Genomic DNA, 13,151 nt, shown 5'->3' on the forward strand with positions numbered 1-13,151 from the left:
CTGCGAGGGCCGGATCCGGGTTGAATGAGCAGGCTGTTTAGAAACGTCGAAGGCGGGGTGCTGTTCCCGCAGGGAAGCGTGGTCTGCATCGGTGCTTTCGACGGCCTGCACAGGGGCCATCGGGCGCTGGTGCAGCACGCGGTCGAGCGCGCGCGCGCGCTCGGCGTGCCCGCGGTGGCGCTGGCGTTCGAGCCGCTGCCGCGCGAGTTCTTCGCCCGCGACACCCCGCCGCCGCGACTGATGCTGGCCCGCGACAAGGTGGCCGCGCTGCGCGGGCTTGGCGTCGACAGCGTCGGCCTGCTGCGCTTCGACGCGAAGATGGCGGCCATCACCGCCGAGGATTTCGTGCGCGACATGCTGGTGCGCCGGCTGGGCGCGCGCGAGGTGTGGATCGGCCCGAAGTTCCACTTCGGCAACCGCCGCGGCGGCGACCTGGCCCTGCTGCAGGCGATGGGCGCCGAACTGGGCTTCGCCGCCGGCGAGATCGCGCCGGTGCACCTGAACGGCGAGCGCATTTCCAGCACCCGCATCCGCGAGCTGCTGGTGGCCGGCGAATTCGGCCATGCCGCCGACCTGCTGGGCCGGCCATATGCGATCGGTGGGCGCGTGGTGCGCGGGCAGCAGCTCGGGCGCACGCTGGGCTTCCCCACCGCCAACTTGCGTTTCCCGCGGACGCCCGCACTTTCAGGTATCTATGCCACCTGGGTACATGGTGTCTTCGAGCGACCGTGGCCGTCGGTGTCGAGCTTCGGCACGCGTCCGACCGTACAGGGCGTGGAGCCGCTGCTGGAAGCGCACCTGTTCGATTTCCACGGCGACCTGTACGGGCGCCACATCGAAGTCGAATTCGTCGCCAAGCTGCGCGACGAAGAGAAGTTCAACGACCTGCCGGCGCTGACCGAGCAGATGCACCACGACGCGCGGCAAGCCCGTCATATCCTCAACGAACAACGACTGCGAGCCACCGCGTGAGCCAGGACTACAAAGCCACCCTTCATCTGCCGGCGACGGAATTCCCGATGCGCGGCGACCTGCCCAAGCGCGAGCCGGGCATCCTGGCGCGTTGGGAAGAGCAGGGCATCTACGCGCAGCTGCGCGAGAACGCGAAGGGCCGCCCGTTGTTCGTGCTGCACGACGGCCCGCCGTATGCCAACGGCCAGATCCACCTGGGCCATGCGGTCAACAAGATCCTCAAGGACATCATCGTCAAGTCGCGTTACCTCGACGGCTTCGATGCGCCCTACGTGCCGGGCTGGGATTGCCATGGCCTGCCGATCGAGATCGCGGTCGAGAAGAAGTGGGGCAAGGTCGGGGTCAAGCTCGATGCCGAGCAGTTCCGCCAGAAGTGCCGCGAGTACGCCGAGGAGCAGATCAACCTGCAGCGCGCCGACTTCAAGCGCCTGGGCGTGATCGGCGACTGGGAGAACCCGTACAAGACGCTGAGCTTCGACTTCGAGGCCAACGAAATCCGCGCGCTGGCCAAGATCGTCGCCAACGGCCACCTGGTGCGCGGCGCCAAGCCGGTGCACTGGTGCTTCGACTGTGGCTCGGCACTGGCCGAGGCCGAGATCGAATACCAGGACAAGACGTCGCCGGCCATCGACGTGGCCTACGCCGCGCGCGATTCCAGGGCGCTGGCCGCCAGCTTCGGCGTCGATCTGCCGGCTGGCGTGGAAGTGGCGGTGCCGATCTGGACCACCACGCCGTGGACGTTGCCGGCCTCGCTGGCGGTGTCGCTGGGCGCGGACATCGACTACGCGCTGGTCGAAGGCCCGGCCCACGACGGCCAGCCGCGTTGGCTGGTGCTGGCCTCGGCGCTGGCCGAGCGTTCGCTGGCCCGCTACGGCGTGGCCGAAATGATCGTGCACGGCCACGCCAAGGGTTCGGCGCTGGAGAACCAGCTGCTGGCGCATCCGTTCTACGCCAACCGCGACCTGCCGCTGCTCAATGGCGAGCACGTGTCCGATGCCGACGGTACCGGTGCGGTGCATACCGCGCCCGGTCACGGCCAGGAAGACTTCGCGGTCAGCCAGCAGTACGGGGTGATGGACAAGTACAACGCCGGCCAGATCAACCCGGTCGATGGCCGCGGCGTGTATCTGCCTTCGACGCCGCCGGCCGGCGATGTCGAGCTGGCAGGCCTGCACCTGTGGAAGGCGCAGCCGCTGATCGTCGAGGTGCTGCGCGGCAACGGCTCGCTGCTGGCCTTCGCCGAAATCCAGCACAGCTACCCGCATTGCTGGCGCCACAAGACGCCGGTGGTGTTCCGCGCCACCCCGCAGTGGTTCATTTCGATGGACAAGGCCGGCCTGCGCGCCGACGCAATGAGTGCCATCGACAACGTCGGCTGGTTCCCGGCGTGGGGCAAGGCGCGGATCGCCAGCATGGTCGATGGCCGCCCGGACTGGTGCATCAGCCGCCAGCGCACCTGGGGCGTGCCGATTGCCTTGTTCACCCATCGCGAAACCGGCGAGCCGCACCCGCGCAGCGTCGAACTGATGCAGCAGGTGGCCGACCGCGTGGAGCAGGGCGGTATCGATGTCTGGTATTCGCTGGACGCCAGCGAACTGCTCGGCGATGAAGCCGCGCAGTACGAAAAGGTCACCGACATCCTCGACGTCTGGTTCGACTCCGGCGTCACCCACGAGGGCGTGCTGCTGGCGCGCGGCTTCGGCAAGCCGGCCGACCTGTACCTGGAAGGCTCCGACCAGCACCGCGGCTGGTTCCAGTCCTCGCTGCTGACCGGCGTGGCGATCGACAAGGCCGCCCCGTACAAGCAGTGCCTGACCCACGGCTTCACCGTGGACGAGCACGGCCGCAAGATGTCCAAGTCGCTGGGCAACGGCATCGAGCCGCAGGAAATCATGCGCACGCTGGGCGCGGACATCCTGCGCCTGTGGATCGCCTCGGCCGACTACAGCAACGAGATGTCGCTGTCGCAGGAGATCCTCAAGCGCAACGCCGACGCCTACCGGCGCCTGCGCAACACCGCGCGCTTCCTGCTCGGCAACCTGGACGGTTTCGATCCCGACCGGCACCTGCGCCCGCTGGACGACATGGTCGCGCTGGATCGCTGGGTCGTGCACCGCGCCTTCGAGCTGCAGGAGAAGATCAAGGCCGCGTACGCCAGCTACAACATGGCCGAGATCGTGCAGCTGCTGCTGAATTTCTGCAGCGTCGACCTGGGCTCGCTGTACCTGGATGTGACCAAGGACCGCCTGTACACGATGCCGGAAGACTCGCGCGGCCGCCGCTCGGCGCAGAGCGCGATGTACCGCATCGCCGAGGCGTTCGTGCGCTGGGTCGCGCCGATCCTGACCTTCACCGCCGACGAACTGTGGGGCTACCTGCCGGGCGCGCGTGCCGACAACGTGCTGTTCGCCACCTGGTACGACGGCCTGGCGCCGCTGCCGGCGGATGCGCAGCTCGGCGCCGCCGATTTCGAGCAGCTGCTGGCCCTGCGCGAGCAGGTGGCGAAAGTGCTGGAACCGATGCGCGCCAACGGTGCCATCGGCGCCGCGCTGGAGGCGGAGATCACCGTGGCCGCGAACGAGGAGCAGGCGGCGCACTGGCAGCCGCTGGCCGATGAGCTGCGTTTCCTGTTCATCAGCGGCGACGTGAGCGTGCGCCCGGCGACCACCGACGAGGTGTTCGTCAGTGCGCAGCCCACCGGCAAGGCCAAATGCGTGCGCTGCTGGCACTACCGCGCCGACGTCGGCAGCGATGCCGGCCATCCGGAGCTGTGCGGCCGCTGCGTCAGCAACATCGAAGGTGTCGGCGAGGACCGTCGCTGGTTCTGAACCGGCGGCGGTTGGCTTTCCATACACGGGACCGGCGGCAACATGCCGCGTCCCATCGTCCGCAACCCACAAGCCCCGAGACATGCAGACAAACACGGTCAAACCCAATGCCCTGATCTGGCTGCTGCTCTCGGCCGCGGTGATCGGCCTGGACCAGTGGAGCAAGGCCTGGGTGCTGGCCAGCCTGCCCGAGTTCACGCCGGTGCCGGTGATCGACGGCTTCTGGAACTGGTACCGCACCTACAACACCGGCGCGGCGTTCAGCTTCCTCAGCGATGCCGGCGGCTGGCAGCTCTGGTTCTTCACCGCGCTGGCGGTGGCCATCAGCGGCTTGATGGCGTTCTGGCTGTCGCGCACCGCGCGCGGCAACTGGCGCAGCGCGCTGCCGTATGCGCTGGTGATCGGCGGCGCCATCGGCAACGTCATCGACCGGCAGCTCCATGGCCATGTCGTGGATTTCATCCAGTGGTACGTCGGCGACCATTACTGGCCGTCGTTCAACGTGGCCGATTCGGCGATCGTGGCCGGCGCCATCGGCATCGCCCTGTCGGGCCTGTTCGATGGAAACAAGCACGCGCCGGGAGCGGGGAAGGGGAAATGACGCAGCGCGGTTCCGCTTTCGTTCCGCTCTTTTCCCGTTTCCGCCTTTAGAATCCCCCGCATGGACGTACTGCTCGCCAATCCCCGTGGTTTCTGCGCCGGCGTCGATCGCGCCATCGAGATCGTCAAGCGCGCGATCGAGACGCTGGGCGCGCCGATCTACGTGCGCCACGAAGTCGTGCACAACCGTTTCGTGGTCGACGACCTGAAGCAGCGCGGCGCGATCTTCGTCGAGGAACTGGACGAAGTGCCCGATGGCAACACGGTGATCTTCAGCGCCCATGGCGTCTCGCAGGCGGTACGCGACGAGGCGGGGCGGCGCGGGCTCAAGGTGTTCGACGCGACCTGCCCGCTGGTGACCAAGGTGCATTTCGAGGTCGCGCGGCACTGCCGCGCGGGCCGCGACGTGGTGCTGATCGGCCATGAGGGCCATCCCGAGGTCGAGGGCACGATGGGGCAGTGGCGCAGCGAAGCCGGCGCCGGTGCGATCTATCTGGTCGAGGACGAGGACGATGTCGCCGCGCTGGTGGTCGGCCAGCCGGAAAACCTCGCCTACACCACCCAGACCACGCTGTCGGTGGACGACACCCGCAGCGTGATCGCCGCATTGAGGACGAAATTCCCCGCCATCCAGGGGCCGAAGAACGACGACATCTGCTATGCCACGCAGAACCGCCAGGATGCGGTGCGCGAACTGGCGCAGCAGTGCGACCTGGTGCTGGTGGTCGGTTCGCCTAACAGCTCCAACTCCAACCGCCTGGCCGAACTGGCCCGCCGCGAGGGCGTGGAGTCCTACCTGATCGACGGCGCGCACGAGATCGACCCGCAGTGGGTGGCGGGCAAGCGCCGCGTGGGTCTGACCGCGGGCGCTTCCGCGCCGCAGGTGCTGGTCGACGGCGTGATTGAGCGCCTGCGCGACCTCGGTGCCGGCAGCATCGCCGAACTGGCCGGCGAACCGGAGTCGATGGTGTTCGCGCTGCCCAAGGAATTGCGCCTGCGCCTGGTCGATTGACCACGGGGGCGGCGAACCTCTAGAATCCGCGGCTCCGCCGGAATAGCTCAGTTGGTAGAGCGGCGCATTCGTAATGCGTAGGTCGTAGGTTCGATTCCTATTTCCGGCACCAGCTTCGAAGAAAGGCCAGACGCCCGCGTCTGGCCTTTTCTTTTGCCGCATGCGCGCGTTTTCAGTGGAACTGCAGGGTGAGCTGGAAATAGCGTCCCAGCGGGTCGTCCTGCCCCGTGGAGAGGCCGCCGTTGCCCGGCAGGTAATTCACCGGTTTCGTATCCAGCAGGTTGAGGATGTCCAGCGCCGCGGTCATCCGCGCGCCGATCCGGCGATCCAGGTGCAGGTTCCAGCGCAGCTGCGTCGGATTGCCGCACTTGCCGTCGCCGCGTTGCGTGGAAGGGCAGGCGGCGCCCGGCTGCCAGGCGCGGGTACTGCCGGCGTAGCGCGCATGCAGCGCGCTTCCCCAGTGCGTTCCCTGCCATTGCAGCGCCGCGGTGCCTGCCATGCCGGGCGTGGCATGGCCGAGCAGGTCGATCCAGCGGCCGCTGGCGCGCTCCCGGCGGCGCAGCGCCTGCTGGTGGATGGCGTCGAGCGAGAATCGCCATTGGCCGGCGGGCACGGCGCGCACGTAGTCGCCGTGCAGTACCCAGTTGCGTGAGACCGTCTGGCCGATGTTGTCGAAGTACAGGCGCAGCGACTGCAGCCGGCCGTGTTCGTCCAGCAGCCAGGTATCCGCGTTCCAGCCGGCATCGGCCGGGCGCAGGGCCAGGATCTCGTTGCGCAGCTCGACGCGGTTATGGGTGAGCGAGAGGGTCAGGTCGGGGCGCGGATTCCAGATGGCGCCCAGGGATTGGTTGCGCGAAGTCTCGGCTTTCACCCCGGTGTTCTCGATGACCTGCACGTCCACCAGGCAGACATTGTCCGCCGTGTGCGCGCAGGCCGGGAGGCCGGGCGACCAGGGCAGGGCCTCGGTGGCAAAATAACCCGGCGGGCGCCGGCGTTCGAACAGGCTGGGCGCGCGGTAGCCGCGGCCGCCGGACAGCAGCAGCGACCAGGCGGGCGAAGGGTTCCAGCGCAGGCCGGCGCGGGGCGAAAACGACAGTTCGCCGGCGTCGTGGTCCAGGCGGGCGGCCAGGTCCAGGCGCAGCGGCGCGGCCAGTGGCAGGCCCAGTTCGGCGTAGGCGGCGCTGCTCTGGCGGGAAAGGCGGCGGCGCCCGGTGGGCAGGCCCAGCGCCAGTTCGCCGTCCTCCAGCAGGCGGTCGGGACGCGAAGTCCAGGTTTCGTGCCGCAGGTCGATGCCACCGGCCAGCTGCGCCGCGCCGCCGGGCAGCTGGCCGAGGTCGCGGCGCAGGCCCCACCATGCCAGCCACTGGTCGGTGCGGCCGCGGTTGCGGGTGCGGGGGAACAACTGCGCGCGCAGCGCCGGGTCCAGCGGCGTGAATCCCGGGAAATAGCCGTCGGCCACGGCGTCGAGCAGCCGCGAGGTACGCACGGCGCCTTCGGTCGACAGCGTGGTTTCGCTGCGTTGCCGGCTCAGCCCGGCGTCCCAGCCGCCGTCGCGGCTGAGGCCGGCCGCCAGGTCCAGTTCGAGGCTGCGGACCGTGGGGCGCACGATGCCGCCTTCCTGGAATACATGGTTGATCAGGTCGCCGCCCGCCAGGCGCAGGGCCGCCGCCGTCGGCCCCAGTTCGTAGCGCTGGCGGGCGTGGCTGGCGCGCAGTTCGGCATAGGCATGCAGGCCGTTGCCCGCATCGTGCCGCCAGTGCGTGTACATCGCGGCGGTGGCGGAGGCCGGTTGCAGCGAGCGCGGGCGCGAGCTGTCGTACCAGCAGCCGCTGTCCTCGCGCATGCCGGAGGGACACAGGTAGGCGGGCAGGTAATAACCATCGCGGGTCAGCAGTCCGATCGGATAGCGCTGCCGCTCCCGGTGCCAGTCGCGGCGATCGCCGGCGACATGGTCGGCCTGCTGCAGGTCGATGCCGAGGAACCAGTCGTCGCCTTCTCCGCTGTGGCCGGTAGCGGCCTGCATCCGGTACTGGGCGCCGTCGCCCTGGTTGCTGATGCCGGTCTGCAGCATGGCTTCGGGGCCGTCGGCCTGGTCGCGCAGCACGATGTTGACCACGCCGGCCATGGCATCGGCGCCGTAGATGGCCGAGGCGCCACCGCGCACCAGTTCGATGCGTTCGACGAAGCTCAGCGGGATGCCGCCCAGGTCGGTGAGGGCGCCCTGCTGCAGCGACACCATGGGATAGCGCGGCAGGCGCCGGCCATTGACCAGGAACAGGGTGGCGCGCGGGCCCATCCCGTCCAGGCTGGTGGCCGCGGCGGCGCCGCCGGGAAGATAGGGCGAATCGCCGTCGCGCGAGGCATCCACCGGTGGCCGCCCGTTCATGCCGGGCAGGTGGCGCAGCAGATCGAACAGCGAGCCGTAGCCGCTGCGCCGGATGTCCTCGCGTTCGATGACATCCACCACCATGGTGGTCTGCAGCGAGGTGCGGGGCAGGCGGCTGCCGGTGACATGCACCGGGGCCAGCTCGACCTCCGGCGCCGTCGCCGGTTGCGGCACGCGCGCAGGCGGGACGGCGGCAGGGGGCGCTGGAGGCCTGGGCGCTTCGATACGCCGCACCGTGAATATCCCGGCTGGCGAGCTTGCGAGTTTCACCGGCAGCCCGCGCAGCAGCTTTTCCAGCGCGGCCTGGGGCGGCAGCGTGCCGCGGAGCCCGGCGCTGTCCAGTCCGGCCAGTTCGCGCGCGTCGAACAGCAGCGGGGTGTCGCCTTGCCGCGACCACTCGCGCAGGGCCTGCACCAGCGGTCCGCGCGCGACCTGGTAGTCCACCGGGCCGCCCGCATCGGCGGCGGCCATCGCCGGCATCGCGGCCATCAACGCCAGGCACAGCGCGCTGCGGCGCAGGCGGCGGATCAACGCCTCCATCCCGGCGTTCAGCGCGTGCCGCGCAGTTCGAGCGTGCCGTCGGCCCGCGCATGGGCGGTGACCGACCAGCCCAGCTCCAGCGCGGACAGCAGCGCGGCCTGGTCGCCAGCGGCGAACGTGCCGCTCACGGCCAGCGGCGCCAGCGCGGGATCGCCGATGACCAGCGGCGTGGCGGTGTAACGGTTCATCCGTGCGATCGCGACCGGCAGCGGCGTGGCGTCGAACAGCAGCCGGCCCTGCAGCCAGGCCTCGGCCTGCGGCGGCGACAGCGGTTGTGCAGGCTCGATCCGGCCCGATGGCAGTACCCGCAGTCGTTGCCCGGGCTGCAGGGCGCGCCGCATGCCCTGCGTACCGCGGCTGTCGATTTCCAGCGCGCCGTCGAGCAGCGCGATGTCGACCTGCCCGTCTTCCAGCCGTTCGACCTGGAAGGTGGTGCCGATATCGCGCAGCGTGCTGTTGCCGGCCTCCACCCGCATCGCGCGCCGCGACGGCGCCACCTGCAGCTGCATGCGGCCATGCTGCAGTTCGATGCCGCGCCGGCGCCAGCCGAACCGCGCGGTCAGGGTGGTGCGGGCGTCGAGCACCGCGACGCTGCCGTCGTCGAGAACCTGGCGTTGCGGGGCGAAGCCACTGTTCACGTAGGTATGCGCAGCGGGATTGCCATCGGTGACCAGCGCCCATCCGGTTCCCACCGCCAGGCAGAGCGCCGCCGCCGCGGCCAGGCCGAACAACGGCCGCCGGTACAGCGGGCGCCGCACCACGCGGCGCGCGCCGGCGCGCAGCCATGGGTCGTCGCGCAGCGCCGCCGCGCGCGCGTGCAGTCGCTCGGCGTCGGCCCAGGCGCGCACGCGCGCCGGGTCGGCGGCGAGCCAGTCCTCGAAGGCCTCGCGCTCGGCGCGGGTGCAGTCGGCGGCGTCCAGCCGTGCCACCCAGGCCGAAGCCCGGGCGAACAGTGCGTCGCGGGTCGGCGCATCGCGCTCCATCACTCCTCCCCGCCCATGTTGAAGGCGTCCACGCCCAGTTCCTGGCGCAACCCCTGCAGGGCGCGCGCGACATGCTTTTCCACGGTCTTGGCGGTGATGCCGCGATGCCGGGCGATCTGGCTGTAACTCATGCCGGTGATGCGGTTGAGCAGATAGACCTCGCGGCAGCGCTCGGGCAGTTTCAGCAGCGCCTGGCGCAGGGCGTTGAGCATCTGTCCCGATTCGGCCTGGCGCAGCGGCCCGGGCGTGGAGAAGGGCGCCTCGCTCGGCAGGTCGTGCTCGGCCAGGGGCAGGTGCGGCGCGGCGTGCGCGGAACGGCCGCGATCGGCCAGGCGGTTGCGCGCGATCCGGTACAGCAGCAGCTTCAATTCCCCGTGCGGATGCTCCCGGTAGCGGATCAGCCGTTCCATGCAGTCCTGCACGATGTCCTCGGCGTCCTCCTCGCTGGCGCCGCGCGCGCGCAGGAAGGCGCGCAGCGGACCGCGCTGTTCGCGCAGGAACAGGACGAAGGCATCGTCGATGGTGGCGGGTGTCGCGCCATCGACCGGGGCAGGAAAGGCGGACAGTCGGGGAATCCGTGGCGAGGGGAGGGGTGCAGGAGAGTGTACGCAGCACGGCGTCGACGGGAAGCACCCTCCGGGCAGGTGGATGCGCGGATGAATCCATTCATTTCCAGAGGGCGGGTGGACTGGGGGGGATGGGCGCCCCGGGGCGTTCTGCCTTGGTCCCGCAGGCGCGGGATGGGCGGGATTCCCCGCTGCCACCATGGAGAGAGAAGTGCGAATGAAACGATCGGTATTGAGTATGGCGCTGTCCGGACTGCTGGCCACCGCCGCTTTCGGCATGGCCGGGGACGCGAGCGCGATGACGGTCCACGTCAACGGCGACCGCATCTTCCTGAGCGGCGACGTCACCCTGGCGGACATCGTGGCGTTGCCGGCGATGCTGGCCAAGGCCGAGGCTGAGGGCAGGCCGTTCCGCGAAGTGGTGCTGCGCACCTCCAACGGCGGCGCGCTGATCAGCGGCGAATGGCTGCAGGCGGTGATCCGCACGGCCGGCCTGAACACGATCGTTTCCGGCCACTGCATTTCCTCCTGCTCGATCATGCAGTCCGGCGGCGTCGAGCGTTACATGGCCGGCGACCTGCCGACCGAAGCCGACTCCGTGCAGATCCACGCCGCCAGCTCCGGCGGCCGCGTGACCTACGGGCCGTCGCCGCGCATGTTCGGCATCTACACCGGCAACTACGGCGGCGGGATGGACGAGGAACTTCTGTACAAGGCGCTGTTCCAGGTCACCCAGCCCAATGGCCTGCTGGTCTTCACCGACCCGTCGCGCACCAGCGGCGATTCGGTCAGCTTCGATCCGGACGGTACCGGCCGCAAGAGCCAGACCTTCCCGGGCCAGGACATGTTCAACAACAACATCATGACCTCGGCCGACTACAACAACCCGGGCGATACCCTGCGGGTGACGTCCAACGTGACCGGCGACATCAACCCCGGCTACCTGCGTACCGGCAGGCTGCTGCAGGCGCTGGTGGACGACGACTTCGCGCGCTGGAACGACGACGACTATGGCACCACCTACATCAACCTCGCCGTCACCATCTACAACCTGGCGCAGAACGGCCCCAACGGCATCGGCCAGTTCTCGATCCAGGACTACCTGAGCGACCCGGGCATCCAGGCGATGCTTCGGTCCAAGCTGCGCCTGGACGAGCTGGACGTCTCGGCCCTGGCCAACTCCGCCGGCGTCATCAGCATCGGCAACGGTGCGATCTGGCGGACCGCGGCGACCACCGGCGCCGACCTGATGCGCGTGGACAGCGGCGCCATCGCCCTGGAAGGCGGCGCCCTGCGCACCACCGAGCTGCGCGTCCAGCGCGACGGCGCGCTGATCGGCCATGGCGACATCGGCTCGGCGACGATGGATTCCGACGCGCTGCTCGACGCCACCGGCCCCTCGTGGCGCGAGGACGGCTTCAGCCGCGTGGTCATCAACGGCCTGCTGATGCCGCGCGGCGGCGATCTCACCACCCATGGCTACGTCAACATCCAGCCCGGCTCGCTGGTCGCCTTCGACGTGACCGAGGCCGGCGGCGCGGCGGCCGGCCGCCTGCGCATCGGCGATTTCTACGATGGCGGCATGAACGAGGGTGCGCTGGTCGTGGCCCCGGGCGCGCAGCTGGCGCTGAACGTCGCCGAAGGCTTCTACGGCGCCGACTACGTGCGCGAACTGATCGACGGGCCGATCTACATGGCCGGCGCCTACCAGGGCTTCCAGCAGGTCGCCCGCCTGGGCGATGCCGGCTACAGCGCCAGCATCGCCGACGGCGAGGTGTTCCGTCCGCGCAACAACTCCCTGCTCAGTTTCAACGTGCACCAGACCGCCGACGGCCTGTGGCTGACCGCCAACACCGGCTTCGAGCAGACCGGGCTGTTCGCCAACGCGCAGTCCGGCGATGGCCTGGGCCGCGCGCTGGCCGCTGCCGCCAATGGCGGGCGTGCCGGCATGAAACCGCTGCTGGGCGCGCTGCAGTTCGCCGATCGCGACGTGATCCGGCAGCAGGCCGGCGCGCTGCGCGGCGACGCGCACGCCACGCTGCAGCTGGCCGACGCCGCGCTGGTCGGCGGCATCGGCAGCGTCATCCAGCACCACCAGTTCGACCTGCGCAGCAACGGCGGCGACGCCGATGGCCTGGCCGCACAGGCGGCGCAGGCGGCCTCGGCGCAGCCGGGCATGGGCAATGGCAGCCTGTTCAGCCAGCTGGCCATGCACCTGGTCGAGCCGGCCGCCAATGGCGAAGGCGAGGGCGGCATGCAGGGCGGCGACAGCCGCCGCGGCGTCGGCATCTGGGGGCGCGGTTTCGGCAGCCAGGGACGGATCGATGCACAGGGCAGCGTCGCCGGGATGAGCCAGAACATCGGCGGCATCGTGGTCGGCGCCGACACCCGCGTGGCCGACGACAAGGTGGCGCTGGGCGTGAGCGTGGCCGCGGCCGACATGTCGGCCAGAGCGCGCGACGGCGTTGATTTCCACGGCGATGTCCGTGCGCTGGACATCGGTGGCTATCTGGAGGCGGCCCATGCGAAGGGCTACGTGGCCGCTTCGGTGCGCTACACCGACCTGCGCCACGACACCCGCCGCAGCATTGCCGGCATCGAAGGCCTGCAGGCCCCGCTGCGCGCCAAGTACGACAGCAACGCGGTGTCGGCACGGCTGGAGCACGGCTTCTCGTTCACCACTGCCGGTGGCGCGGTGCTGCAGCCGTTGTTGCCGGTGGTCGACTACGCCCGCCTGTCCAATGCCCGCTTCGACGAGGGCAAGGGCGCCGGCGCGCTGGCCGGCCGCAGCGGCAGCCTGGAGAGCCTGCGCGTGGGCGCCGGCCTGCAGCTGTTCAAGACCTTCGACGGCCGCAATGGCGAGCGCATCACCCCGCACGCGCGGGTGCTGTGGCAGAAGGAACTGCGCGACACCCAGGCGCGCTTCACCACGGCCTTCGCCGCGGCGCCGGACCTGACCTTCGGCACGGCCAGCCAGGAACTCGGCGAGCAGCTGCTGTCGTGGAACCTGGGCGTCAGCAGCCGCGCCAGCGAGCGCCTGTCGGTGATGCTCGACTACGTCGGCGAACGTCGCGACGGCCAGACCGTGAACGGCGTGATGCTGGGTCTGGGCTACCGTTTCTGATCCATGGAAAGCCCTCCCGGTGGCCGGCGCCGGTCACCGGGAGGCAGTGGAAACGCGGCGCTGCGCGCGGGTGCGACAACATGTCGCATGCTGAACCGGGCTCCAGCTGCGCTGGATCATTGTCAATGCCTTTCTAAAGT

8 protein-coding genes and 1 tRNA gene are annotated in these 13,151 nt (G+C 69.9%); 6 read left to right on the plus strand and 3 right to left on the minus strand.

The genetic code is table 11. The annotated features are described in order from the left end of the window. Positions 1–24 precede the first annotated feature (24 nt). The 5 genes from ABB22_RS12410 (at position 25) to ABB22_RS12430 (ending at position 5,524) form a co-directional block, all read left to right on the plus strand. Positions 25–972, plus strand: a complete 948-nt coding sequence (locus tag ABB22_RS12410; RefSeq protein WP_055768207.1) for a bifunctional riboflavin kinase/FAD synthetase — start codon at positions 25–27, stop codon at positions 970–972. Further along, positions 969–3,800, plus strand: coding sequence for an isoleucine--tRNA ligase (ileS, locus tag ABB22_RS12415; RefSeq protein WP_055768209.1), 2,832 nt, complete (start codon positions 969–971; stop codon positions 3,798–3,800). The genes ABB22_RS12410 and ileS overlap by 4 nt, the downstream gene beginning before the upstream one ends. 82 nt (positions 3,801–3,882) lie before the next feature. Beyond that, entirely contained in the window at positions 3,883–4,401 is a 519-nt protein-coding gene (gene lspA / locus ABB22_RS12420) for a signal peptidase II (protein WP_055768212.1), read from the plus strand. A 60-nt stretch (positions 4,402–4,461) separates the two neighbouring features. Further along, positions 4,462–5,412, plus strand: coding sequence for a 4-hydroxy-3-methylbut-2-enyl diphosphate reductase (gene ispH / locus ABB22_RS12425; protein ID WP_055768215.1), 951 nt, complete (start codon positions 4,462–4,464; stop codon positions 5,410–5,412). 36 nt (positions 5,413–5,448) lie between these two features. After that, positions 5,449–5,524: transfer RNA gene (locus ABB22_RS12430), tRNA-Thr, on the plus strand. A gap of 60 nt (positions 5,525–5,584) precedes the next feature. Here ABB22_RS12430 and ABB22_RS12435 read toward each other — a convergent pair. From ABB22_RS12435 to ABB22_RS18770, 3 genes are read right to left on the minus strand one after another with little or no spacing between them, the layout of a single operon-like run. Continuing rightward, positions 5,585–8,338, minus strand: a complete 2,754-nt coding sequence (locus tag ABB22_RS12435; protein WP_055768217.1) for a TonB-dependent receptor — start codon at positions 8,336–8,338, stop codon at positions 5,585–5,587. Between the two features lie 8 nt (positions 8,339–8,346). Then, positions 8,347–9,321: a FecR family protein gene (locus ABB22_RS12440; RefSeq protein WP_055768221.1), complete on the minus strand. Its 975-nt coding sequence runs from the start codon at positions 9,319–9,321 to the stop codon at positions 8,347–8,349. Then, the gene (locus ABB22_RS18770) at positions 9,321–9,842 is read right to left on the minus strand and encodes an RNA polymerase sigma factor (RefSeq protein ID WP_425477803.1); all 522 of its coding nucleotides are present in this window, start codon (positions 9,840–9,842) and stop codon (positions 9,321–9,323) included. Before ABB22_RS18770 ends, ABB22_RS12440 begins: the two co-directional genes overlap by 1 nt. Before the next feature lie 262 nt (positions 9,843–10,104). On the opposite strand from ABB22_RS18770, the gene ABB22_RS12450 reads away from it, so the two are divergent. Next, complete coding sequence (locus tag ABB22_RS12450; RefSeq protein ID WP_055768227.1) at positions 10,105–13,011, plus strand: autotransporter outer membrane beta-barrel domain-containing protein; 2,907 nt, start codon at positions 10,105–10,107, stop codon at positions 13,009–13,011. Positions 13,012–13,151 lie beyond the last annotated feature (140 nt).

The sequence above is a fragment of the Stenotrophomonas nitritireducens genome (assembly GCF_001431425.1).
Taxonomy (GTDB): Bacteria; Pseudomonadota; Gammaproteobacteria; order Xanthomonadales; family Xanthomonadaceae; genus Stenotrophomonas; species Stenotrophomonas nitritireducens.

Excerpts from the sequence above, each read along its gene's own strand:
- ABB22_RS12435 (WP_055768217.1), bottom strand. The coding sequence starts at position 8,338 with ATGGAGGCGTTGATCCGCCGCCTGCGCCGCAGCGCGCTGTGCCTGGCG.
- ispH (WP_055768215.1), top strand. The coding sequence starts at position 4,462 with ATGGACGTACTGCTCGCCAATCCCCGTGGTTTCTGCGCCGGCGTCGAT.
- ABB22_RS12440 (WP_055768221.1), bottom strand. The coding sequence starts at position 9,321 with ATGGAGCGCGATGCGCCGACCCGCGACGCACTGTTCGCCCGGGCTTCG.
- ABB22_RS12450 (WP_055768227.1), top strand. The coding sequence starts at position 10,105 with ATGAAACGATCGGTATTGAGTATGGCGCTGTCCGGACTGCTGGCCACC.
- lspA (WP_055768212.1), top strand. The coding sequence starts at position 3,883 with ATGCAGACAAACACGGTCAAACCCAATGCCCTGATCTGGCTGCTGCTC.
- ABB22_RS12410 (WP_055768207.1), top strand. The coding sequence starts at position 25 with ATGAGCAGGCTGTTTAGAAACGTCGAAGGCGGGGTGCTGTTCCCGCAG.